22 protein-coding genes and 1 tRNA gene are annotated in these 23,984 nt (G+C 68.8%); 21 read left to right on the top strand and 2 right to left on the bottom strand.

All coding sequences use genetic code 11. From position 1 onward, the window contains the following. The first annotated feature begins 100 nt into the window (after nt 1-100). The 15 genes from H9645_RS01880 to H9645_RS01810 all read left to right on the top strand — a co-directional run bounded on the left by H9645_RS01880 (nt 101) and on the right by H9645_RS01810 (nt 15,055). On the top strand, nt 101-457 hold the full coding sequence (locus H9645_RS01880; protein WP_191728030.1) for an NADH-quinone oxidoreductase subunit A: 357 nt from the start codon (nt 101-103) through the stop codon (nt 455-457). Further along, the gene (locus H9645_RS01875) at nt 448-1,035 is read left to right on the top strand and encodes a NuoB/complex I 20 kDa subunit family protein (RefSeq protein ID WP_191728029.1); all 588 of its coding nucleotides are present in this window, start codon (nt 448-450) and stop codon (nt 1,033-1,035) included. Before H9645_RS01880 ends, H9645_RS01875 begins: the two co-directional genes overlap by 10 nt. Next, nucleotides 1,028-1,816 (top strand): NADH-quinone oxidoreductase subunit C, encoded by a 789-nt coding sequence (locus H9645_RS01870; RefSeq protein ID WP_191728028.1) that lies wholly within the window; start codon nt 1,028-1,030, stop codon nt 1,814-1,816. The genes H9645_RS01875 and H9645_RS01870 overlap by 8 nt, the downstream gene beginning before the upstream one ends. Then, nucleotides 1,813-3,117, top strand: coding sequence for an NADH-quinone oxidoreductase subunit D (locus H9645_RS01865; RefSeq protein WP_191728027.1), 1,305 nt, complete (start codon nt 1,813-1,815; stop codon nt 3,115-3,117). The genes H9645_RS01870 and H9645_RS01865 overlap by 4 nt, the downstream gene beginning before the upstream one ends. Beyond that, entirely contained in the window at nt 3,114-3,641 is a 528-nt protein-coding gene (gene nuoE, locus H9645_RS01860) for an NADH-quinone oxidoreductase subunit NuoE (protein ID WP_191728026.1), read from the top strand. Before H9645_RS01865 ends, nuoE begins: the two co-directional genes overlap by 4 nt. A 14-nt stretch (nt 3,642-3,655) precedes the next feature. After that, nucleotides 3,656-5,002: an NADH-quinone oxidoreductase subunit NuoF gene (gene nuoF, locus H9645_RS01855; protein WP_191728025.1), complete on the top strand. Its 1,347-nt coding sequence runs from the start codon at nt 3,656-3,658 to the stop codon at nt 5,000-5,002. Next, complete coding sequence (gene nuoG / locus H9645_RS01850) at nt 4,999-7,245, top strand: NADH-quinone oxidoreductase subunit NuoG (protein ID WP_191728024.1); 2,247 nt, start codon at nt 4,999-5,001, stop codon at nt 7,243-7,245. Before nuoF ends, nuoG begins: the two co-directional genes overlap by 4 nt. After that, nucleotides 7,242-8,351: an NADH-quinone oxidoreductase subunit NuoH gene (gene nuoH, locus H9645_RS01845; RefSeq protein WP_191728023.1), complete on the top strand. Its 1,110-nt coding sequence runs from the start codon at nt 7,242-7,244 to the stop codon at nt 8,349-8,351. Before nuoG ends, nuoH begins: the two co-directional genes overlap by 4 nt. Further along, nucleotides 8,351-8,839, top strand: coding sequence for an NADH-quinone oxidoreductase subunit NuoI (nuoI, locus tag H9645_RS01840; protein WP_191728022.1), 489 nt, complete (start codon nt 8,351-8,353; stop codon nt 8,837-8,839). The genes nuoH and nuoI overlap by 1 nt, the downstream gene beginning before the upstream one ends. 3 nt (nt 8,840-8,842) lie before the next feature. Beyond that, a complete protein-coding gene (locus H9645_RS01835; protein ID WP_191728021.1) occupies nt 8,843-9,493 on the top strand; it encodes an NADH-quinone oxidoreductase subunit J in 651 nt (216 codons plus the stop codon). After that, nucleotides 9,493-9,816, top strand: a complete 324-nt coding sequence (nuoK, locus tag H9645_RS01830; protein WP_189494896.1) for an NADH-quinone oxidoreductase subunit NuoK — start codon at nt 9,493-9,495, stop codon at nt 9,814-9,816. Before H9645_RS01835 ends, nuoK begins: the two co-directional genes overlap by 1 nt. Nucleotides 9,817-9,829: 13 nt before the next feature. After that, nucleotides 9,830-11,890, top strand: a complete 2,061-nt coding sequence (nuoL, locus tag H9645_RS01825) for an NADH-quinone oxidoreductase subunit L (RefSeq protein ID WP_191728020.1) — start codon at nt 9,830-9,832, stop codon at nt 11,888-11,890. Nucleotides 11,891-11,903: 13 nt separating this feature from the next. Further along, nucleotides 11,904-13,418, top strand: coding sequence for an NADH-quinone oxidoreductase subunit M (locus tag H9645_RS01820; protein ID WP_191728019.1), 1,515 nt, complete (start codon nt 11,904-11,906; stop codon nt 13,416-13,418). Between the two features lie 28 nt (nt 13,419-13,446). Continuing rightward, nucleotides 13,447-14,895 carry an NADH-quinone oxidoreductase subunit NuoN gene (nuoN, locus tag H9645_RS01815; RefSeq protein ID WP_225217907.1) on the top strand — a complete coding sequence of 483 codons (1,449 nt, stop codon included), beginning with the start codon at nt 13,447-13,449 and terminating at the stop codon, nt 14,893-14,895. 83 nt (nt 14,896-14,978) lie between these two features. Continuing rightward, a tRNA-Met gene (locus H9645_RS01810) sits at nt 14,979-15,055 on the top strand. Nucleotides 15,056-15,140: 85 nt separating this feature from the next. On the opposite strand, the gene H9645_RS01805 is transcribed toward H9645_RS01810, so the two are convergent. Continuing rightward, complete coding sequence (locus H9645_RS01805; protein WP_191728017.1) at nt 15,141-16,325, bottom strand: glutathionylspermidine synthase family protein; 1,185 nt, start codon at nt 16,323-16,325, stop codon at nt 15,141-15,143. Further along, nucleotides 16,325-16,891 (bottom strand): DUF1190 domain-containing protein, encoded by a 567-nt coding sequence (locus tag H9645_RS01800; RefSeq protein WP_191728016.1) that lies wholly within the window; start codon nt 16,889-16,891, stop codon nt 16,325-16,327. The genes H9645_RS01805 and H9645_RS01800 overlap by 1 nt, the downstream gene beginning before the upstream one ends. Before the next feature lie 320 nt (nt 16,892-17,211). Between H9645_RS01800 and rimP the strand changes: the two genes are divergently transcribed. The 6 genes from rimP to rpsO all read left to right on the top strand — a co-directional run bounded on the left by rimP (nt 17,212) and on the right by rpsO (nt 23,898). Continuing rightward, nucleotides 17,212-17,817: a ribosome maturation factor RimP gene (rimP, locus tag H9645_RS01795; protein WP_191728015.1), complete on the top strand. Its 606-nt coding sequence runs from the start codon at nt 17,212-17,214 to the stop codon at nt 17,815-17,817. 8 nt (nt 17,818-17,825) lie between these two features. Then, entirely contained in the window at nt 17,826-19,337 is a 1,512-nt protein-coding gene (nusA, locus tag H9645_RS01790) for a transcription termination factor NusA (RefSeq protein ID WP_191728014.1), read from the top strand. A 98-nt stretch (nt 19,338-19,435) separates the two neighbouring features. Beyond that, a complete protein-coding gene (gene infB / locus H9645_RS01785) occupies nt 19,436-22,024 on the top strand; it encodes a translation initiation factor IF-2 (protein ID WP_191728013.1) in 2,589 nt (862 codons plus the stop codon). Continuing rightward, complete coding sequence (gene rbfA / locus H9645_RS01780; RefSeq protein ID WP_191728012.1) at nt 22,024-22,386, top strand: 30S ribosome-binding factor RbfA; 363 nt, start codon at nt 22,024-22,026, stop codon at nt 22,384-22,386. The genes infB and rbfA overlap by 1 nt, the downstream gene beginning before the upstream one ends. 84 nt (nt 22,387-22,470) lie before the next feature. After that, complete coding sequence (truB, locus tag H9645_RS01775; RefSeq protein ID WP_191728011.1) at nt 22,471-23,457, top strand: tRNA pseudouridine(55) synthase TruB; 987 nt, start codon at nt 22,471-22,473, stop codon at nt 23,455-23,457. 180 nt (nt 23,458-23,637) lie between these two features. Continuing rightward, nucleotides 23,638-23,898 carry a 30S ribosomal protein S15 gene (rpsO, locus tag H9645_RS01770; RefSeq protein ID WP_191728010.1) on the top strand — a complete coding sequence of 87 codons (261 nt, stop codon included), beginning with the start codon at nt 23,638-23,640 and terminating at the stop codon, nt 23,896-23,898. The last annotated feature ends 86 nt before the right edge of the window (nt 23,899-23,984 follow it).

The following is a 23,984-nucleotide window of genomic DNA, read 5'->3' as shown; positions in this document are numbered from 1 at the left end:
TCACGCCGCGCGACGCGATCAACCTCGCGGCCGCCGCCCCCCCCCCCCGGCACCAGCAAGCAAAGGGCCGCCGCGTACGGTCCGTAGCCGAGAGAACACCGTGCTGGCCGAATACCTGCCGACCCTGCTGTTTCTTCTTGTCGCCACCGGAATCGGCGTCGCCCTGGTCCTGATCGGCAATGCGCTCGGTCCCAAGTTCCAGTTCGCCGACAAGTACACGGCCTTCGAGTGCGGCTTCCCCGCGTTCGAGGACTCGCGGATGCAGTTCGACATCCGCTACTACCTCATCGCCATCCAGTTCATCGTCTTCGACCTGGAAATCATCTTCATCGTGCCCTGGGCCACCGTGTTCCGCGAACTCGGCGTGCTCGGCCTGATCGAGATGGGCATCTTCGTCGGCATGCTGCTGATCGGTTTCATCTACGTGTGGAAGAAGGGGGCGCTCGAATGGGAGTGATCCAGGCGGCTCGCAGCCTTGCGGATGCCGCGAGCAATCCGCTGTCCGAAGGACGCGTCGACGACATCCTGCGCCCCGAAGGCGAGAACCCGGTGCTGGAGCAGGGCTTCGTCACCACGAGTTCGGACATCCTGCTCAACTGGGCGCGCACCGGTTCGATGTGGCCGGTGACCTTCGGCCTCGCCTGCTGCGCGGTGGAGATGATGCATGCCGGTGCCGCGCGCATGGACCTCGACCGCTACGGCGTCGTGTTCCGTCCTTCGCCGCGCCAGTCCGACGTGATGATCGTGGCCGGCACGCTGTGCAACAAGATGGCGCCCGCGCTGCGCCGCGTGTACGACCAGATGCCCAACCCCAAGTGGGTGATCTCGATGGGCAGCTGCGCCAACGGCGGCGGCTACTACCACTATTCCTATTCGGTGGTGCGCGGCTGCGACCGCGTGGTGCCGGTCGACGTCTACGTCCCGGGCTGCCCGCCGACGGCCGAGGCCCTGGTGCACGGCATCCTGCAGCTGCAGCGCAAGATCCGCCGGTCGAGCAACTTCGGCGACGAGAAGACGGGACAGCGCAATGTCTGAGTCCGCGACCGCGTTCGCCGCGCGCCTGCGCGCGCGCTTCCCGCAGGCCTTCGTCGACGTCACGCTGCCGCGTGGCGAGGTCGGCATCGTGCTGGCCGCGTCCGAGTGGCGCGAGTCCTGCCGGGCGCTGCGCGACGAATTCGGCTTCGAGGTCCTCGCCGACCTGTGCGGCGTCGATCACCTGGGCTACGGCACCGACGAGTGGGACACCAACACGTCGTCGGAAGGCTTCAGCCGCGGCGTCGAGGGCCGTGGCCCGGGGCGCTTCCGCTATGGCGAGTCCTTCACCCAGCAGCTCGACCAGCCCGACGGCGAGGGCGAGATCCCGCTTCCCGAAAACCGCTTCTCGGTCGTCGTGCAGCTGCTGTCGATCAGCAACAACCGCCGCCTGCGCGTCACCTGCTTCGCGCCGGACGACGCGCTGCCGGTGGTCGATTCGCTGCACAGCGTCTGGGAAGGCGTGAACTGGTTCGAGCGCGAGGCCTTCGACCTGTTCGGCATCGTGTTCCCCGGCCACCCGGACCTGCGCCGCCTGCTGACCGACTACGGTTTCATCGGCCACCCGTTCCGCAAGGACTTCCCGCTGATCGGCAACGTCGAAGTGCGCTACGACCAGGAGAAGCAGCGCGTGGTCTACGAGCCGGTCACCTCGGTCGAGCCGCGCGTGCTGGTGCCGCGCGTGATCCGCGACGACGCCCGCTACGCCACTTCGGTCGGCGAGGACCGCGACCTCAAGGTCGGCACGGTGCGTGGCCGCGCCGCGGCAGGAGACACCAAGTGAGCATCCGCCCCCCGAGCGAACTGCTGGCCAGCAACCCGGCCGAGGCCCGCCAGGAAATCCGCAACTACACGCTGAACTTCGGCCCCCAGCATCCGGCCGCGCACGGCGTGCTGCGCCTGATCCTGGAGATGGACGGCGAGGTCGTGCAGCGCGCCGACCCGCACGTGGGCCTGCTCCACCGCGGCACCGAGAAGCTGGCCGAGTCCAAGCCGTTCAACCAGTCGATCGGCTACATGGACCGTCTCGACTACGTGTCGATGATGTGCAACGAACACGCCTACGTCCGTGCGATCGAGGCCCTGCTGGGCATCGAGGCGCCGGAGCGCGCGCAGTGGATCCGCACGATGTTCGACGAGATCACGCGGATCCTCAACCACCTGATGTGGATCGGCTCCAACGGCCTCGACCTCGGCGCGATGGCGGTGATGCTGTACTCGTTCCGCGAGCGCGAAGAACTCATGGACGTCTACGAGGCGGTGTCCGGCGCGCGCATGCACGCGGCCTACTACCGTCCCGGCGGCGTCTACCGCGACCTGCCCGAGCGCATGCCGCAGTACCGCGAGTCGCCGTGGCGGAAGGGTGCCAAGCTCAAGCGCTTCAACGAGTGGCGCGGCGGTTCGATGCTCGACTTCCTGGAGGCCTTTACGAAGGACTTCCCGAGCCGCATCGACGAGTACGAGACCCTGCTCACCGAGAACCGCATCTGGAAGCAGCGCACCGTCGGTGTGGGCGTGATCCCGCCGGAGCAGGCGATGGCCTGGGGCATGTCGGGCGTGATGCTGCGCGGCTCGGGCATCGAATGGGACCTGCGAAGGAAGCAGCCTTATGCGCGCTACGACCAGGTCGACTTCAAGGTCCCGGTCGGCGTCAACGGCGACTGCTACGACCGCTATCTGGTGCGCGTCGCCGAGATGCGCGAATCCAACCGCATCATCGCCCAGTGCGTGGACTGGCTGCGTGCCAACCCCGGCCTGGTGATGGTCGACAACTTCAAGGTCGCGCCTCCCTCCCGCGAGGAGATGAAGGACGACATGGAAGCCCTGATCCACCACTTCAAGCTGTTCTCCGAGGGCTATTGCGTGCCCGCCGGCGAGACCTACCAGGCCGTCGAGGCGCCCAAGGGCGAGTTCGGCTGCTACCTGGTCTCGGATGGCGCCAACAAGCCCTTCCGCGTGCACCTGCGCGCCCCCGGGTTCGCGCACCTGTCTTCGATGGACACGGTGGTGAAGGGGCACATGCTGTCCGACGTCGTGGCGATGGTCGGCACCTATGACCTCGTCTTCGGAGAAGTGGACCGATGAAAGCGACCGGCAACTTCGAGAGCGCGCGCAACGTGGATCCGCTGGCGGTGCTCAGCGACGATACGCGCGCGCACATCGACCACTGGGTGGCCAAGTTCCCGCCCGACCGCAAGCGCTCGGCCGTGATCCAGGGCCTGTTCGCGACCCAGCAGCAGAACGGCGGCTACCTGACCGACGAGCTGATCGCCGCGGTGGCGAAGTACCTCGGCATCCCGCCGGTCTGGGCCTACGAGGTCGCGACCTTCTACTCGATGTTCGAGACCCGCGAGGTCGGCCGCAACAACGTCGCCTTCTGCACCAACATCAGCTGCTGGCTCAACGGCGCCGAGGACCTGGTCGCGCACGCCGAGAAGAAGCTGGGCTGCAAGCTGGGCGAGTCGACCGCCGACGGCCGCGTCTACCTCAAGCGCGAGGAAGAGTGCGTGGCCGCGTGCTGCGGCGCCCCGGTGGTCGTGATCAACGGCCATTACCACGAGAAGCTCGACGCCGCGAAGGTGGACGAGCTGCTCGACGGACTGAAGTGAGGCTCGGCGAAGGCATGGCGCACACCCACACCCACGTCTCCGAAGGCTACGGCCCCGTCGGCCCCGCGCCGAAGGAGCACCAGGCGGTCTACACCACGCTGCACTACGACAAGCCGTGGTCGTACGAGAACTACCTCAAGACCGGCGGCTACCAGGCGCTGCGCAAGGTGCTGACCGAGAAGATCCCGCCGGCCGACATCGTCGAGATGGTCAAGCAGTCGGGCCTGCGAGGCCGCGGCGGCGCAGGCTTCCCGACCGGCCTGAAGTGGAGCTTCATGCCCAAGGGCGACATGCAGAAATACATCCTCTGCAACTCCGACGAGTCGGAGCCCGGCACCTGCAAGGACCGCGACATCCTGCGCTACAACCCGCACGCGGTGCTCGAGGGCCTGGCGATCGCCTGCTATGCCACCGGTTCGACCGTGGCCTACAACTACATGCGCGGCGAGTTCCACCACGAGCCCTTCGAGCACATCGAAGAGGCGCTGGCGGAGGCCTACGCGCACGGCTGGCTGGGCAAGAACATTCTCGGCAGCGGTGTGGACATCGACATCCACAACGCGCTGGGCGCGGGCGCCTACATCTGCGGCGAAGAGACCGCGCTGATGGAATCGCTGGAAGGCAAGAAGGGCCAGCCGCGCTACAAGCCGCCGTTCCCGGCCAACTTCGGCCTGTTTGGCAAGCCGACCACGATCAACAACACCGAGACCTATGCCTCGGTTCCGGCGATCCTGCGCAACGGCCCGGAGTGGTTCCAGAACCTCGGCAAGCCCAACAACGGCGGCTGCAAGATCTTCTCGGTCTCGGGCCACGTGCAGAAGCCGGGCAACTACGAGATCCGCCTCGGCACGCCGTTCTCCGAACTGCTGGAGATGGCCGGCGGCCTGCGCCCGGGGCGCACGCTCAAGGGCGTGATCCCGGGCGGTTCGTCGATGCCGGTACTGCCGGGCGACACCATCATGGGCCTCACGATGGACTACGACGCGCTGCAGAAGGCCGGCTCCGGCCTCGGCTCCGGCGCGGTCATCGTGATGGACGACAGCACCTGCATGGTGCGCGCCTGCCAGCGCATCTCGCGCTTCTACTGGCAGGAGTCCTGCGGCCAGTGCACCCCGTGCCGCGAAGGCACCGGCTGGATGCACCGCATGCTGACCCGCATCGTCGAAGGCAAGGCCACCATGGAGGACGTGGAGATGCTTCGCGCCTCCGCCGGCCAGATCGAAGGCCACACCATCTGCGCGTTCGGCGAGGCCGCCGCGTGGCCGGTACAGGGCTTCCTGCGCCACTTCTGGCACGAATTCGAGTACTACATCGAGCACGGCCGCTCGATCGTCGACGCCCGCACGGAGGCCGCGGCATGAGCGCCCAGCCCGTGAACCCGAACCTGCCGCCCGACCACGTCACCGTCTTCATCGACGGTGTCGAGATGGCCGCGCCCAAGGGCTCGATGATCATCCAGGCCGCCGACAAGGCCGGCATCCCGATCCCGCGTTTCTGCTACCACGACAAGCTCGCCATCGCGGCCAACTGCCGCATGTGCCTGGTCGACATCGAGAAGATGGGCAAGCCGGCCCCGGCCTGCGCCACCCCGGTGATGGACGGCATGCGCGTGCAGACGCGCAGCGAGAAGGCGCTGAAGTCGCAGCGCAACGTCATGGAGTTCCTGCTGATCAACCATCCGCTCGACTGCCCGGTCTGCGACCAGGGCGGCGAGTGCGAGCTGCAGGACCTGTCGCTGGGCTATGGCCGCTCGGTCAGCCGCTTCGCCGAGCGCAAGCGCACGGTCGCCGACGAGGACCTCGGCCCGCTGGTGGCCACCGAGATGACGCGCTGCATCCACTGCACGCGCTGTGTCCGGGTCACCGCCGAGATCGCCGGCACCTACGAGCTCGGCGGCATGAAGCGCGGCGAGCGCCTCGAGATCGGCACCTACGACGGCAAGCCGCTGACTACCGAGCTCTCCGGCAACGTCATCGACGTCTGCCCGGTGGGCGCGCTGACCAACAAGGTGTTCCGCTTCCGCGCGCGCCCCTGGGAGCTGATCGCGAAGGAGTCGCTGGGCTACCACGACGCGCTGGGCAGCAACCTGTTCCTGCACGCCCGCCGTGGCGAGGTGATGCGCACCGTGCCGCGCGACAACGAGGCGGTCAACGAGTGCTGGCTGTCCGACCGCGACCGCTATTCGCACCAGGGCATGTACGCCGACGATCGCGCCACCCGGCCGATGATCCGCGTCGCCTCGAACGGCGACGACGGCGACTGGCGCGAGGCCAGCTGGGACGAGGCGCTGGCGAAGGCCGCGCAGATCCTGCGCGACAACGCCGCCGACGACCTCGGCATCCTGGTGCACCCGGCGACCTCGAACGAGGAGGGCGCGCTGCTGGCCCGTCTGGCGCAGGGCCTGGGCACCGGCAACCTCGACCACCGCATCGCCCAGCACGACCTCTCCGACGGCGCCGTCGCCGAGGCCTTCGGCATGCCGGTCGAGGACATCGAGAAGGCCGACGCCATCGTCATCGTCGGCAGCAACCTGCGCCACGAGCTGCCGCTGGTGCACCAGCGCGTGCGCAAGGCCTGGCGCGCCGGTGCCAGGGTGCACGTGGTCAATCCGGTGGACTTCGAGTTCACCTTCGACGTGAGCCACAAGGCGATCGTCGCGCCATCGAAGATCGCCGACGCGCTCGGTTCCGCGGAGCTGGCCGAAGCGCTGCAGGGCGCCGCGCGCGCGGTGGTGATCGTGGGCGCGGTGGCCGAGTGCGGCATCCACGCCGCGGCCATCCGCGCCGCCGCCGCCGCTTTCGCCGGCCGTGCCAACGCCGCGCTGTGCCGGGTTCCGCAGGGCGCCAACGCGGTCGGCCTGGCGCGCCACGGCGTGCTGCCCGCTTCGCGCGACGCCGGCGCCATGCTGGCCCAGCCGCGCGCGGGCTATGTGATCTACGGCATCGAACCGGGCCTCGACTTCGCCGACCAGGCGAAGGCGATGCAGGCCCTGGGCGGCGCGCAGGTCGTGGCCTTCAGCCACTTCGCCTGCCAGTCCACCCGCCGCGTCGCCGACGTGATCCTGCCGATCGGCCTGCTGCCCGAGCTCGACGCCAGCCTGACCAACCTCGACGGCCGCGAGCAGCGCGCCGTTGCCGGCGGCAAGCTGCCGGGCGAGGCGCGTCCGGGCTGGAAGGCCCTGCGTGCACTGGGCGGCCTGCTTGGCGTCGATGGCTTCGATTTCACCGACTTCGCCGGCGCGCGTGCGCTGGTGGTGCCGCGCCAGGTCGAGGTCGCGCGCGGCGCGGCCCCGGTGGCGGGCGAGGGCGGTCTGGAACTGGCGGTTGCGCAGGCGATCTACCGCGTCGACGGCGTGACCCGCCGTGCCGCGGCGCTGCAGGCGCACCCGCTGACCGTGGGTGCGCGCATCACCCTCAATCCCGACGATGCGTCCGCGGCGGCACTGCGTGACGGCGCGATGGCCCGCGTGGCCAACGGAGCCGGCACCGCGACGCTCCCGGTCGCGACCAGCAGCGGCGTCGCCCGCGGCACGGCCCTGATCGAATCCGGCTACGGCGCCACCGCGGCGCTGGGCGCCGGCGCGGTGCGGGTGGAGGCCGCATGAGCACGACGACCAACAACACCGCCACCCTGCTGCTCGGCTGGCTCGAACCCTTCCGCGCCTGGCTGGACTCGCTGGGTCCCGTCGGCACCGTGATCTGGCTGGTGCTGCTGATCCTGGCGATCACCATGCCGGTGATCATCGCCGTGGCCTTCTACGTGGTCTGGGAGCGCAAGCTCATCGGCTGGATGCACGTGCGCCACGGCCCGATGTACGTCGGCTTCGGCGTGCTGCAGGCCTTCGCGGACGTCTTCAAGCTGCTGTTCAAGGAAGTCATCCGTCCCAGTGCCGCGCACAAGGTGCTGTACATCCTCGCGCCGCTGATCACGCTGGCCCCGGCCTTCGCGGCCTGGGCGGTGGTGCCCTTCGACACGCAGCTGGTGCTGTCGAACGCCAACGCCGGCCTGCTGTACCTGCTGGCGATGACCTCGCTCGGCGTCTACGGCGTGATCCTCGCCGGCTGGGCCTCGAACTCGAAGTACGCCTTCCTCGGCGCCATGCGCTCGGCGGCCCAGGTGGTGAGCTACGAGATCGCGATGGGCTTCGCCCTGGTCGGCGTGATGGTCGCCGCCGGCAGCCTGAACCTCAGCGAGATCGTGATGGCGCAGGCCGGCGACGGCGGCTTCCTCGAGTGGTTCTGGGTACCGCTGCTGCCGCTGTTCGTCATCTACTTCGTGTCGGGCGTGGCCGAGACCAACCGCGCGCCGTTCGACGTGGTCGAAGGCGAGAGCGAGATCGTGGCCGGCCACATGGTCGAGTACTCGGGTGCGGTGTTCGCGCTGTTCTTCCTGGCCGAGTACGCCAACATGCTGCTGGTGAGCATCCTCACCGCGGTCTTCTTCCTGGGTGGCTGGCTGTCGCCGATCCCGGCGGCCTGGATCCCGGACATCCCGGTGCTGTCGGTGGTGCTGGGTGACGGCTGGTGGTGGCTGTTCGCGAAGATGTTCTTCTTCGCCAGCTGCTTCATCTGGTTCCGCGCCTCCTTCCCGCGCTACCGCTACGACCAGATCATGCGGCTGGGCTGGAAGGTCTTCATCCCGCTGGCCATCGGCTGGATCGCGGTGACGGCATTGATGGCGTACTTCGGCGTGTTCGAGGCAGGTGCGTGATGGGCAAGTTCGTTTCCTGGGCGCGCAGCCTGCTGCTGATCGAGATGCTTCGCGGCATGGCGCTGACCTTCAAGTACCTGTGGCGCCCGAAGTACACGATGATGTACCCGATGGAGAAGATCCCGCAGTCGCCGCGGTTCCGCGGGCTGCACGCGCTGCGCCGGTATCCGAACGGCGAGGAGCGCTGCATCGCCTGCAAGCTGTGCGAAGCGGTGTGCCCGGCGCTGGCGATCACGATCGACTCCGAGCAGCGCGAGGACAACACGCGCCGCACCACGCGCTACGAGATCGACCTGTTCAAGTGCATCTTCTGCGGCTTCTGCGAGGAATCGTGCCCGGTGGACTCGATCGTCGAGACCCACATCCACGAGTACCACTTCGAGAACCGCGGCGAAAACATCGTCACCAAGCCGCAGCTGCTGGCGCTGGGCGACCGCCTCGAGGCGGAGATCGCCGAGCGCCGCGCCGCCGACGCCGCATACAGGTAAGCCATGGACTTCGTACAGCTCGCATTCTTCGTATTCGCAGCGGTCGCGGTCGCCGGCGCCATCGGCGTGATCGGCGCGCGCAACCCGGTGCATTCGGCGCTGTTCCTGGTGCTGACCTTCTTCAGCGTGGCCTGCACCTGGATCATCGCCGGTGCCGAGTTCCTCGGCGTCGCCCTGATCCTGGTGTACGTCGGCGCGGTGATGGTCCTGTTCCTGTTCGTGGTGATGATGCTCGACATCGACCTCGTGCCGCTCAACGAGGGCTACGTGCGCTACCTGCCCGTGGGCCTGGTGGTGGCCGTGGTGATGCTGCTCGAGCTGCTGTCGCTGATCGGCATCATGGCCTTCGTCCGGACGCCGTTCGCGCCCGACCCGGTGGCCGCCGAGGGCGTTCCGAATACCGTCTGGATCGCGCGTCGCCTGTTCACCGACTTCCTGCTGCCGTTCGAGGTCGCCGCGGTGATCCTGACGGTGGCGGTGATCGCGGCGGTGACGCTGACGCTGCGCCGCCGCCCGGGCACCAAGCACCAGATCCCCGGCGAGCAGGTGCGCGTGCGCCCCGGCGACCGCCTGCGCATGGTCGACATGCCGGCCTCGGTGCACGTCGCCGACGACGCGCCGGCCACCGATGCCACCAACGGGGAGGGCAAGTGATGGAGTTCCTCGGACAGGGCCTCGCGCTGGGCCACTACCTGACGCTGGCCACCGCGCTGTTCTGCATCAGCGTGGCCGGCATCTTCCTCAACCGGAAGAACGTGATCATCCTGCTGATGTGCATCGAGCTGATGCTGCTCTCGGTGAACATCAACTTCATCGCCTTCTCGCGCGAGTTCGGCGACGCGGCGGGGCAGGTCTTCGTGTTCTTCATCCTCACCGTGGCCGCGGCCGAGGCCGCGATCGGCCTGGCGATCCTGGTCACGCTGTTCCGCAACCGGCGCACGATCAACGTCGCCGAAATCGACACGCTGAAGGGCTGACGGAATGCCTGGCATGGAAATCGTTATCTCCAAGGCGATGCTGATCGCGATCGTGCTCGCGCCGCTGCTCGGCTCGATCGTCGCCGGCCTGTTCGGCCGCCAGGTCGGCCGCACCGGTGCCCAGGTGGCCACCATCCTCGGCGTGGCGGTGAGCTGCGCGCTGTCGTGCTTCGTGCTCTGGCAGCTGGTGGTGCAGGGCGCCGCGCCGTTCAACGAGAACGTCTACACCTGGTTCCAGGTCGCCGGCTTCGAGGTCAACATCGGCTTCATGGTCGACCGCCTGACGGCGATGATGATGGTGGTGGTGACCTTCGTGTCGCTGCTGGTGCACATCTACACCATCGGCTACATGGCCGACGACCCGGGCTACCAGCGCTTCTTCAGCTACATCAGCCTGTTCACCTTCTCGATGCTGGCCCTGGTCATGGCCAACAACTTCCTGCAGCTGTTCTTCGGCTGGGAAGCGGTGGGCGTGGTCTCGTACCTGCTGATCGGCTTCTGGTTCAAGCGCCCGACCGCGGTGTTCGCGAACCTCAAGGCCTTCCTGGTCAATCGCGTCGGCGACTTCGGCATGCTGCTGGGCATCGCGGCCGTGGCCTACTGGTTCGGCACGCTGGACTACGCGACCGTGTTCGCCAACGCCGGCCCGACGATCGGCGGCGGGCAGGTGGTCGAGGTCTTCGAGGGCCACGCCTGGTCGGTCGCCACGCTGATCTGCATCCTGCTGTTCATCGGTGCCATGGGCAAGTCGGCGCAGGTGCCGCTGCACGTCTGGCTGCCGGACTCGATGGAGGGCCCGACCCCGATCTCGGCGCTGATCCACGCCGCGACCATGGTCACCGCCGGCATCTTCATGGTGGCGCGCATGTCGCCGCTGTACGAGCTGAGCACGGTCGCGCTGCAGTTCGTGCTGTTCATCGGCGCCACCACGGCCTTCTTCACCGGCCTGATCGGCATCGTGCAGAACGACATCAAGCGCGTGGTCGCGTACTCCACGCTGTCGCAGCTGGGCTACATGACCGTTGCGCTGGGCGTCTCGGCCTACTCGGCGGCGGTGTTCCACCTGATGACCCACGCCTTCTTCAAGGCGCTGCTGTTCCTCGGCGCGGGCTCGGTGATCATCGCCATGCACCATGAGCAGGACATGCGCCGGATGGGCGGCCTGCGCAAGTACATGCCGATCACCTTCTGGACGATGGTGATCGGCACCCTGGCCCTGGTCGCCACTCCGTTCTTCAGCGGCTTCTATTCGAAGGACACCATCATCGAGGCGGCGAAGTCCGGCGCCGAAGGCATGGGCTGGGTCGGCACCTACGGCTACTGGGCGGTGCTGCTGGGCGCCTTCGTGACCTCGTTCTACAGCTTCCGCCTGCTGTACCTGACCTTCTTCGGCAAGGAGCGCTTCCGCGAGGCCCACGCCGACGACCATGGCCACGGCCATGACGACCACGGCCACGGGGCGCACGAGCCGCACGAGTCGCCGTGGGTGGTGACCCTGCCGCTGGTGCTGCTGGCGATCCCGTCGATCGCGATCGGCTTCCTCACCGCCGGCCCGATGCTGTTCGGGACCGACTGGAGCGGCAAGGAACAGGTGATGCCGTTCTTCACCGGCGCCATCGACCTGCTGCCGGAGAACGACACCCTGGCGCATGTCGCCCGCGAGCTGTGGCACGGCCCGGTCGCCTTCGCGCTGCACGGTTTCATCACGCCCGCGTTCTGGCTGACCTTCGCCGGCTTCGCGCTGGCGACGGTCATGTACTGGTGGCGTCCGGAGCTGGCGGCCAGGGCACGCAGCGTGTTCGCGCTGCCGGTCAAGGTGCTGGAAAAGAAGTACTGGGCCGACGACTTCTGGATCGGCGGCCTGGCGGGCGGCAGCCTGCAGCTGGGCAAGGCGTCCAGCGTCGCCGACAACCGCCTGATCGACGGCGTGTTCGTCAACGGCACGGCGCGCCTTGTCGGCCTGGTGTCCGGCGTCGTGCGCCGGCTGCAGTCGGGCCGCCTGTATGACTATGCATTCGCGATGATCGTCGGCCTGATCCTGCTCCTGGCCGTGCTGATCTACCTCTGGACCTGACGGAAGACGATACGTGTCGAACTGGCCTCTCCTCAGCATCCTCATCTGGCTGCCGATCCTCGGTGGCGCGATGGTGCTCGCGCTCGGCAACCGTGCCGGCGCCGCGCGCTGGCTGTCGCTGGCGATCGCGCTGGTGGTCTTCGCCATCAGCGTCCCGCTGTTCACCGGCTACGACGCTTCGGCGGCCGCGGCCACGATGCAGTTCGTCGAGGCCCGGGAGTGGATCCCGGCCTACGACATCCAGTACCACCTGGGTGCCGACGGCATCTCGGTGGCGCTGGTCCTGCTCACCACCCTGGTCACCGTTCTGGTGCTGATCGGCGCCTGGAGCTCGATCGACAAGCGCGTGAGCCAGTACTACGCCTCGATGCTGATCCTCGAGGGCCTGATGATCGGCGTGTTCTCGGCCGTGGACGCGATGCTGTTCTACGTGTTCTTCGAGGCCATGCTGATCCCGATGTTCATCATCATCGGCGTCTGGGGCGGTCCGCGCCGCGTGTACGCGTCGATCAAGTTCTTCCTGTACACCTTCCTCGGCTCGGTGTTCATGCTGGTCGGCCTGGTGTACCTGTACCTCAAGGGCGGCAGCTGGCAGCTTCCCGACCTGTACGCGCTGCCGCTCACGGCCACCGAGCAGATGTGGCTGTTCTTCGCCTTCCTGGCGGCGTTCGCGGTCAAGGTGCCGATGTTCCCGGTGCACACCTGGCTCCCCGACGCGCACGTCGAGGCGCCGACCGGCGGCTCGGTGATCCTGGCGGCGATCATGCTGAAGATCGGCGGCTACGGCTTCCTGCGCTTCAGCCTGCCGATCACGCCCGATGCCGGCCACGAGTGGGCCTGGCTGCTGATCGCGCTGTCGCTGGTGGCGGTGGTCTACGTCGGCCTGGTGGCGCTGGTCCAGCAGGACATGAAGAAGCTGATCGCGTACTCGTCGGTCTCGCACATGGGCTTCGTGACGCTCGGCACCTTCATCGCCTTCGCGCTGGTGCGCGATACCGGCAATCCCGAGGCCGCGCGCCTGGGCCTGCAGGGCGCGATGGTGCAGATGATCTCGCACGGCTTCATCTCCGGCGCGATGTTCACCTGCGTCGGCGTGCTCTACGACCGCATGCACACGCGCATGATCCGCGACTACGGCGGCGTGGCCAACGTGATGCCCTGGTTCGCCGCCTTCTACGTGCTGTTCGCCTTCGCGAACTCCGGCCTGCCGGGCACGTCGGGCTTCGTGGGCGAGTTCATGGTCATCGTCGCCGCGTTCCAGAGCCATCCGCTGATCGCCTTCGTGGCCGCGATCACCCTGATCCTGGGCGCGGGCTACACCCTGTGGCTGGTGAAGCGGGTGATGTACGGCGAGGTCGGCAACGCGCATGTCGCCGCCATGAAGGACATCAATGGCCGCGAGGCCCTGGTGCTGGGCGTGTTCGCCGCGGGCGTCCTGCTCATCGGCATCTGGCCCAAGCCCCTGACCGACCTGATGGAACCGTCCATCGCGCAGCTGGCGGGCGTGCTCGCCAACAGCAAGCTTTGAGGAACGTGACGCGATGATGCCTGGAGCTATGACCCCTCCCGTCCGGACGCTGGCCGACATCGCGCCGCTGGCGCCCGAGCTCGTGGTGGTGATCGGCGCGTTCGCGCTGCTGATGCTGGACCTGTTCATCGGCGAGCGCCGCCGCGTGGTGACCCATTCGCTCGCGATCGCGGTCCTGCTGGGCGCGGCCGCTATGATCGTCGCCGGCGTGGGCGGGCAGGGCATGGTCCTGGCCGACATGTTCGTGCGCGATACCGCCGCCGACGTGCTCAAGGTCTTCATCCTGGTGGTGACCGCGATGTCGCTCGGCTACGCATGGCACTTCATGCAGGAGCGCGGCCTGTACAAGGGCGAGCTGCCGGTGCTGATGCTGTTCGCGACCGTCGGCATGATGCTGCTGGTCTCGGCGCCGAACCTGGCCACGGTCTACGTCGGCCTCGAGCTGCTGGCGCTCTGCCAGTACGCGCTGGTGGCGATCGACCGCGACAACCCGGTGGGCTCGGAAGCGGCGATGAAGTACTTCGTGCTCGGTTCGCTCGCTTCCGGCCTGCTGCTGTTCGGCATGTCGCTGGTCTACGGCGCCACCGGCAGCCTCGACCTCGCGACGATCTCCGGCGCCGCGGCCACCGTCGACGGCGGCACCCGCACCCTGTTGCTGACCGGCACCGTGTTCCTGGTGGTCGGCGTGTGCTTCAAGTTCGGCGCCGCGCCCTTCCACATGTGGCTGCCCGACGCCTACCACGGAGCCCCGACCCCGATGTCGCTGTTCATCGGCTCGGCGCCGAAGCTGGCGGTGTTCGGCATGGCGTACCGCCTGCTGGAATCCGGCGTCGGTCCGCTGCAGGACCAGTGGCAGCTGATGGTCGCGCTGCTGGCGGCGCTGTCGCTGGCGGTGGGCAACATCTTCGCCATCGCGCAGTCGAACCTGAAGCGCATGCTGGCGTACTCGACGGTGTCGCACGTCGGCTTCCTGCTGCTCGGCCTGGCCGGCGGCGGTCCCGAGGGCTATGCCGCGGCGATGTTCTACGCGATCAGCTACGCGATCATGTCGGCGGCCGCCTTCGGCGCCATCGTGGTGCTCGCGCGCAACGGCTTCGAGGCCGACCGCATCGCCGACTTCAAGGGTCTCAACGCCCGCAGTCCGTGGATGGCGGCGATGGTGCTGGTGATCATGGCCTCGCTGGCCGGCGTGCCGCCCTTCCTCGGCTTCTGGGCCAAGCTGGTGGTGCTGCGCGCGGCGATCGAGGGCGAGATGCTGTGGCTCGCGATCCTGGGCATCGTGTTCGCCGTGATCGGTGCGTTCTACTACCTGCGCGTGATCAAGGTGATGTACTTCGACGAGCCTGAGGGCCAGGCGATCGAAGCGCGGGACAGCATGCCGCTGAAGGCGCTGTTCGCGGTCAACGCGCTGGCGCTGCTGGTGCTGGGCTTCGCATGGAGCCCGATCATGGCCTGGTGCCAGGCGGCGTTCGCCTGATCGGTGAATCCGCATGCTTCCGCGTTGAAATGACGCACGGAAGCTTGCGGAAAAGCAGGACTTCCTGCATAATGTTCTTCTGCTGCGGGGTGGAGCAGTCTGGCAGCTCGTCGGGCTCATAACCCGAAGGTCGCAGGTTCAAATCCTGCCCCCGCTACCATGTTTTCTGCAGCAGTCCGAACGGCGTCCCTGGAAACAGGGGCGCCGTTCTTCTTTGCGCCGTCGTTGGATCGGAGGCCCCTCCCTCAGGCTTCCAGCACCATGCGCCTGCGGCCGTCGCCGACGATCGCGTGGGGCACGAAGCGGGCGCTGTCGCGGGTGATCGGCGAGTCGTCCTCGCGGATGCCCATGCCGCAGGCCCTGTCGCCCACCACCCAGCTGCCGACCAGCGGCCATGCGCCTTCGAACGCGGGCAGCAGGTGGAGTGCCTGGCGGATCGCCGGGCCTGCATAGGGTCCCGGCTGCTCCAGCCGCGCACCGTCGGACAGGTGCATTTCGATGTTCGCGCCTTCGCGCGAGAACAGCGGCTTGCGGACCCAGCCCGCCGGCAGCTCGCCGCCCGCGTCGAACTCGGCCGGCAGCAGGTTGGGATGCCCGCGGTGGCGTTCCCACAGCAGGGGCAGCACGCCCTTGTTGCTGAGCAGCAGCTTCCACGGCGGCTCGAGCAGGCGCAGTCCCGAGCCCGGAAGGGCGGACGCGAACTCGTCCGCGAACAGGTCCTCGAGCGGGTAGAGCTTGAACAGGCTCGCGATCACCAGGTCGTCGGCGGCAGTGAAGCGGCCGTCGCTCGACAGGCCGATCTCCTCCAGCGCGACGCTGCCGGATTCGATGCCGGCCTGCGCTGCGCAATCGCGCAGGTAGTCGACCGTGCCCTGGTCCTCGGCGCTGCCGGCGGAGGCCGCGAAGTACAGCGGCGCCGGCAGCTGGCCGGCGATCTCCACGAAGCGGGCCACCAGGGCTTCGTGGATGGAATTGAACTGGTCCGCCTCGCGGGGCAGGGCGCCGGCCTCGCGCTGCCGCTCCAGCCAGTCCCACTGGAAGAAGGCGGCCTCGAACAGCGACGTCGGCGTGTCGTAGTTGTACTCGTAGAGTTTCGCGGGCCCGCGCCCGTCGTAGGCGAGGTCGATGCGGCCGTAGAGGTGCGGGTCGCGGCGTCGCCAGCTTTCGGCCACCTGGTCGCGGGCGGTGCCGGGGATCGCCAGCCGCTCCATGAGTTCCTGGCTGCCGGCAGCCTCGTCGGCGAGGTCCATCGCCATCGCATGGAGCTCGGCGGTCGGATCCTCGATGTCGTCCTCGACCTGGCGCAGCTCGAAGGCGTAGTAGGCACGTTCGTCCCAGTAGCGTTCGCCGTCGATGGTGTGGAATGCGAAGCCGCAGTCGGCGGCCCGCTGGCGCCAGTCGGGGCGCTCCTCGATCGCGACCCGGCGCATCAGCCGCCGGCGCTGCGGCCCGCCCCGGAGCGGCCGAAGCCGCCGCGACTGACGGTGGGCGCGCGGTCAGGCTGGAGGCTGGTGCGGGCCAGCGAGGTCGCGCCGCCGGGTCCGGCCTGGGGGCGCAGCCAGCCGGACTGGTTGGACAGGAAGGCGGGCGTGGCACGGGCATTGCCGGCCGTGGCGGTGGCCGCGGCGGGGCCTGCGCCCGCCGCGGGCGCCATCGCGCCGCCGCGGGCATTCATCATCTGCGACAGCACGAAGCCGGCCATCAGCGGGCCGACGAAGCTCCCCCCGGCCTGTTGCCGCGTCGCGCACTGGCCCTCGCCGAACTCGGCCTCGCACTCCGCGAGCGACGCATATCGCGGAGCGACGGCATCGGCCTGTGCCTGCGCCGCGTCGAAGGCCTGGCGGCACATGGCCGGCTGCATGGTCTCGGTGGTGCAGGCCTCGACGGACGTGAACAGGCCCTCCGAGGTCTGCACCTCGGGCTGCCTGCTGCAGGCGACCAGCAGCAGGGGCGCGGAGCCCATGAGCAGGAGGGCGGTCTTGCGGGAACGCTTCATTCGAGGGGCCTGTGGTGGATCGCGGCTGGGCCGCAAAGATTACCCGATGCCGCCGGCGACGAGGCGCCAGCTTGCGGGAGGTCGGCGCGATGCCTATAATCCTGCGGCTCAGCGGGACACTGCAGGACAGCACGAGGCGCCCGGGCGCCGGCTCCGGCATCCGCTGCAAGCTTTTCGCGATCGACGAGGAGCCTCCGCCGAGGCCTGTCGATGGCGGGAGTCGGGCTCGCGCGGTGCGCAACGAGGCGCGCCGGCACCGGATCCAGCAGCATCGGACAAGGGGCCCCATCGGGCCCTTTTTCATTTTTCGAGGAGGCATCGTGGCCGACAAGTCGACCGACATCGCTGGGCTCCTGTCGCCGACCGTGTCCGCGATGGGCCTGGAGCTGCTCGGCGTCGAGTACCTGCCTTCGCCGGGCGGCGCGCTGCTGCGCCTGTACATCGACCGTCCGGGCGCCGACCCGATGGCCGAGGGGCAGGGCGTGGGCATCGAGGACTGCGAGGCGGTCAGCCGCGAGGTTTCGGCCCAGCTCGACGTCGAGGATCCGATCAGCGGCAACTACACGCTCGAAGTCTCCTCGCCCGGCGTCGACCGCCCGCTGTTCACGCCGGCGCACTTCGAGCGCTTCCTCGGCGAGCAGGCCAAGGTCGGCCTGAAGCTGCCGCAGGACGGCCGCCGCCGCCTCACCGGCCGGATCAGCGCGGTCGAGGGCGACACCATCAGCTTCGAGGTCGACGGCCAGCCGCTCGCGGTGTCCGCCGGCAACATCGACAAGGCGCGCCTGGTCCCGGACTGGGTGGCGCTTGGCTACGGTCCCGCCAAGGACGCCTCGGGGCGCGATGCGCGGCCCGGCAAGCGCGGGGCGGCCAGCAAATCCAATACCAACAACAAGCCGGCGGCATCGAAGCCGTCCAGTGCGGAGTGAACCAGAAGATGAGCAAGGAACTGTTGCTGGTCGTCGATGCGGTCGCCAACGAGAAGGGCGTGCCCGAGTCGGTGATCCTCGAAGCCCTCGAGGCCGCCCTGGCCACCGCGGCCAAGAAGCGCTACCTCGAGCAGGACGTGCTGACCCGCGTGCAGATCGATCCCAGGGACGGCAGCTACGAGACCTTCCGCCGCTGGGAAGTGGTCGCCGATGACGTGGTCATGGAGTCCCCGGATCGCCAGATCCGCCTGATGGACGCGGTCGACGAGGCCGAGGGCGTCGAGGTCGGCGATTACATCGAAGAGCAGATCGAGAACGTCGACTTCGGCCGCATCGCGGCGCAGGCGGCCAAGCAGGTGATCGTGCAGCGCGTGCGCGAGGCCGAGCGCCAGCAGGTCGTGGACGCATGGAAGGACCGCGTCGGCGAGCTGGTGACCGGCGTGGTCAAGCGCGTGGAGCGCGGCAACGTCTACGTCGACCTCGGCGGCAACGCCGAAGCCTTCATCCCCAAGGACAAGGCGATCCCGCGCGACGTCGTGCGCGCCGGCGACCGCATCCGCGGCTATCTGTACGACGTGCGCACCGAACCGCGCGGCCCGCAGCTCTTCATCAGCCGCGCGGCGCCGGAGTTCATGATGGAGCTGTTCAAGCTCGAGGTGCCGGAAGTCGGCCAGGGCCTGGTCGAGATCAAGGCCTGCGCCCGCGACCCGGGCGACCGCGCCAAGATCGCCGTGGTCGCCTACGACACCCGCACCGATCCCATCGGCGCCTGCATCGGCATGCGCGGTTCGCGCGTGCAGGCGGTGTCGAACGAACTCAACGGCGAGCGCGTCGACATCGTGCTGTGGTCGGACAACCCGGCGCAGTTCGTGATCAACGCGATGGCGCCGGCCGAGGTGCAGTCGATCGTGGTCGACGAGGACAAGCATTCGATGGACCTCGCCGTCGCCGAGGACCGCCTGGCCCAGGCCATCGGCAAGGGCGGCCAGAACGTGCGCCTGGCCAGCCGCCTGTCGGGTTGGCAGCTGAACGTGATGACCCAGGACCAGGTCACCGCCAAGTCGGAGGCCGAGCAGGCCGCCGCGCGCGCACTGTTCCAGGAGAAGCTCGAAGTCGACGAGGAGATCGCCGGCATCCTGGTGTCCGAGGGCTTCAGCACGGTCGAGGAAATCGCCTACGTACCGGTCGGCGAGCTGCTGGCGGTGGAAGGCTTCGACGAGGACATCGTCGAGGAACTGCGCGCCCGCGCCCGCGACGCCCTGCTCAACGACGCGCTCGCGGTGGAGGAGGAGATCGGCGACAACGTGCCGGCCGACGACCTGCTCGCGCTCGAGGGCATGGACGACGGGACCGCCTTCGCGCTGGCCGCGCACGGCGTGCGCACCGCCGAGGACCTCTCCGACCTGGCCGTCGACGAGGTGCTGGAGTTTGGCATCGAGGACCTCGACCAGGACCGCGCCGCGGCGCTGGTTCTGGCCGCGCGGGCGGGCGAGATCGCCCGCCTCGAGGCCGAAGGCTGACAGACCGGGGCTGTCGCGGCCCCCGAGAACGGCACACCACCATGAACTGATCGATCCATAGCGCGGCAAGTGCCGACGCCCAAGGAACCGGAATCCGAATGTCGCAGCAAACCACCATCCGCAAGCTGGCCGCACTGGTGAACACGCCGGTCGAGAAACTGCTTGAACAGCTGTCCGAAGCGGGCATGAAGTTCAGCGATCCCGACCAGGTCGTGACCAGTACCGAAAAGGTGAAGCTCCTGGGCTTCCTGCGCCGCACCCACGGTCGCGCCGAGAAGGGCGCCGAGGATCCGGTCGCGCCCCAGAAAATCACCCTGCAGCGCAAGAGCACGCTCACCGTGGGCGGCGGCCGCAACAAGCCGACCGTCGACGTCGTCGTGCGCAAGAAGGTCACGCTCAAGCCGACCGATGCCGCCCCGGGCGCAGCGTCCGCAGCCGGCGGTGGCGTCGACGACGAGCGCGCCGAGATCCTGCGCAAGCTGGAGGAGTCGCGCCAGCGCAACCTCGACGAGCAGCAGCGCCTGGCCGAAGCCGACCGCCGCCGTGCGGAAGAGGCCGAGGAAGCCAAGCGCCTCGCCGCCGAGCAGGAAGCCGAACGCCTGCGCCAGGAAGCCGCTGCGTCGGCCGTGGTGCCGGACGAGGCGCCGCGCAAGGCGCACGGCCACGGCCACCCGGGCAAGCCCGCGGCCCCCGCGCGGGACGATCGCGGCGGCGGCAAGGGCAAGCCGAACCGCGGCTCGCACGCGATGGTCGCCGGCGTCGAGGACGACGACAGCGCCGCGCGCTTCGCCGGCCAGCTGCACCTGAGCCCGGCCGACCGCGCCCGTCGCGGCGCTGGTGCCTCGCGTTCCAGGGGCCGCCAGCAGCAGCGCGGCCGCCAGCCCGACCAGGCCCGCACCGGCACCGGCTTCACCCGGCCGACCGCGCCGGTGGTGCGTGAAGTCGCGATCGGCGAGGCGATCACCGTGGCCGACCTGGCGCAGAAGCTCGCGCTCAAGGGCGGCGACGTGGTCAAGGCGCTGTTCAAGATGGGCGTCATGGCGACCATCACCCAGACCATCGATCACGACACCGCCGTACTGGTGACCGAGGAGCTCGGCCACACCGCCGTGCGCGCCGATGCCGACGACGCCGAGAGCGAGCTGCTGGCCCACGTCGAGGACGTGCAGGGCGAGACCAGCCCGCGTCCGCCGGTGGTCACCATCATGGGCCACGTCGATCACGGCAAGACCTCGCTGCTGGACTACATCCGCCGCACCAGGATCGCCACCGGCGAGGCCGGCGGCATCACCCAGCACATCGGCGCCTATCACGTCGACACCCCGAAGGGCGTCATCAGCTTCCTCGACACCCCGGGCCACGCCGCGTTCACCTCGATGCGCGCCCGCGGCGCCAAGCTCACCGACATCGTGGTGCTGGTGGTCGCGGCCGACGACGGCGTCATGCCGCAGACGGTCGAGGCGATCCAGCACGCGCGCTCGGCCAAGGTCCCGCTGATCGTTGCGATCAACAAGATCGACAAGTCCGAGGCCGATCCCTCGCGGATCAAGAACGAGCTGCTCGCGCACGACATCGTGGCCGAGGACTTCGGCGGCGACACGCAGATGGTCGAACTGTCGGCGAAGACCGGCGACGGCATCGACGACCTGCTCGACGCGATCAGCCTGCAGGCCGAAGTGCTCGAGCTCAAGGCCGTGGCCGAGGGCCGCGCCAGCGGCACGGTCATCGAGTCCTCGCTCGACAAGGGCCGCGGCCCGGTGGCCACGGTGCTGGTCCAGCAGGGCCAGCTCAACAAGGGCGACTTCCTGGTCTGCGGCGTGGAGTACGGCCGCGTGCGCGCGCTGTTCGACGAGACCGGCAGCCAGGTGCCTTCGGCGGGCCCGTCGATCCCGGTGCAGGTGCTCGGCCTCTCGGGCGTTCCCGATGCCGGCGACGACTTCGTGGTCGTCGACGACGAGCGCCTGGCCAGGGAAGTGGCCCAGCAGCGCGAGGCCAAGCGTCGCGAACTGCGTCTGGTGCAGGCCGCGGGCAACCGCATGGAAGACATCATGGCGCAGATGGGCGGCGGCCAGCAGCTCGAGCTGCCGCTGGTGATCAAGGCCGACGTGCAGGGTTCGGTGGAAGCACTGCGCCAGGCGCTGACCGCACTGTCCAACGACGAGATCCGGGTGAACATCATCCGCTCGGGCGTGGGCGGCATCACCGAGTCCGACGCCAATTCCGCGGCGACGGCCAAGGCCACCATCATCGGCTTCAACGTCCGTGCCGACGCGTCGGCGCGCAAGGTGGTCGACACCCACGGCCTCGACCTGCGCTACTTCTCGATCATCTATGACGTGATCGACCAGGTGAAGCAGGTGGCCTCGGGCATCCTGGGCGTGGAGATCCGCGAGGAGATCATCGGCACCGCCGAGGTCCGCGACGTGTTCCGCAGCTCGAAGTTCGGCGCGGTCGCCGGCTGCATGGTGATCGAAGGCGTGGTGCGGCGGAACAAGCCGATCCGCGTGCTGCGCGACGACACGGTGATCTTCGAGGGCGAGCTGGAATCGCTGCGCCGCTTCAAGGAGAACGTCGACGAGGTGCGTACCAACACCGAGTGCGGCATCGGCGTGAAGGCCTACAACGACATCAAGCCCGGCGACAAGATCGAGTGCTTCGAGCGCGTCGAAGTGCAGCGCACGCTCTGATGGCGCAGAAGTCCTTCCATCGCACCGACCGCGTGTCCGCCCAGCTCCGGAGGGAGCTGGGCACCCTGGTGCGCGATGCCGTGTCCGAGCACGGCCTGCCGTCGGTGAGCGTGTCCGACGTCGAGGTGACGCGGGACATGGCGCATGCCAAGGTCTTCGTCACCGCGCTGCAGCCCGAGCGCGCCGCAGAAGCGATCAAGGGCCTCAAGGCCGTGGCGCCGGAAGTGCGCTACCGGCTTGCGCGCGCGGTGAACCTGCGCCACGTGCCCGAGCTGCACTTCCACTACGACGATTCCGTCGACCGCGGCGAGCGCATCGAGAACCTGCTGCGCGACCTTCCGGATACTTCTGCCGAAGATTGACGCCTGCCTCTGCAGGAGCAGCCATGGCTGCGACCTGCAGCGTCTGTCGCAGCCGTGGCTGCTCCTACAGGGAATCGGGTGACGATGGGTCGTCCACGCACGAAGTTCCGCAAGCTCGACGGCATCCTGCTGCTCGACAAGCCGCGCGGGCCGAGTTCCAACCAGGCGCTGCAGCGCGCGCGCCACCTGTTCCGCGCGGAGAAGGGTGGCCACACCGGCAGCCTCGACCCGCTGGCCACCGGCCTGCTGCCGCTGTGCTTCGGCGAGGCGACCAAGATCGCCGGCGGCCTGCTCGGGGCGCGCAAGGCCTACGACGCGGTGGCCCGGCTGGGGCAGGTGACCGATACCGACGATGCCGAAGGCCAGCTGCTGCGCGAGCGGCCGGTGCCGCCGCTGGACATCGCCACGATCGATGCCGCCCTGGCGGACCTGACCGGCCGCCTCCTGCAGCGTCCGCCGATCTATTCGGCGCTCAAGCGCGGCGGCGAGCCCCTGTACGCCAAGGCGCGCCGGGGCGAAGAGGTCGAGGTCGAGCCGCGCGAGGTCGACGTCCACGAGTTCAGCCTGCTGTCGGCGGCCGACCTGGTCGATGCCGCCGAGGGCGTGGCGCCCGGCAACATCCTCCGCCTGCGCGTGGAGTGCGGATCCGGCACCTACGTGCGCAGCCTGGTCCGCGACCTGGGCGAAGCGCTGGGCTGCGGCGCGCACGTGGCGGAGCTGCGCAGGCTCTGGATCGACCCGTTCAGGAATCCCCGGATGTGGAGCTTCGACGAGCTCGAGGCGCTGGCCGCACGCGGCGAGTCGAGCCTGGAAGCCTGCCTGCTGCCGCTGGAGTCGGGCATGGACGCATGGCCGCGCGTGGAAGTGGACGCCGCCGCCGCGGCGCGGCTGTCCCACGGGCAGGGCACCGGCGACGTGGCCGGGATGCAGGGCGAGGTCGCGATCTTCGGCCCGGACGGCCGTGCGCTCGGCCTCGGGACCCGCGACGGTGCCGGTGGACTGCGGCCCCGGCGCCTGTTCAGCTGGGCCTGCGCCCAGCCCGGCGACGCCCGGGTGCCGCCGCCGCGCTGAGCCCTCGCCTTGTCCGCGGCGCCGGCGACGCGTTACAATTCGAAGGCTTATTTCCAAGCAACCAGGCGCCCGCTCCCGGCGCGCCCGGCATCCAAGAAGGCGGCGGTTCTCGTGGTGCGTCCATGCCTGTCGGCATGAAGGCGTTCCTGCGGTCCACGCATCTACCAGAAGGCAACAGGCATGACCATCGACACCGGCAAGATCATCGAAGACAACAAGCGCGGCGAAAACGACACCGGCTCCACGGAAGTCCAGGTGGCGCTGCTCACCGCCCGCATCGTGCACCTGACCGAGCACTTCAAGGTCCACAAGCAGGACCACCACAGCCGCCGCGGCCTGCTGAAGATGGTCAACCAGCGCCGCAGCCTGCTCGACTACCTGCACCGTAAGGACGTCGGCCGCTACAAGGCGCTGATCGAGAAGCTCGGCCTGCGTCGCTGATCCAGACCCCGCCGCGGCGCAGAGATGCGCCGCGGTTCTTTTTCCGGCGCGTCGCAGGCGCGCCACCCGGCCAGGGCAAGGGCCCG

This window comes from Luteimonas colneyensis, assembly GCF_014836665.1.
Taxonomy (GTDB): domain Bacteria; phylum Pseudomonadota; class Gammaproteobacteria; order Xanthomonadales; family Xanthomonadaceae; genus Luteimonas; species Luteimonas colneyensis.
This window is presented reverse-complemented; position numbering and strand designations above follow the sequence as displayed.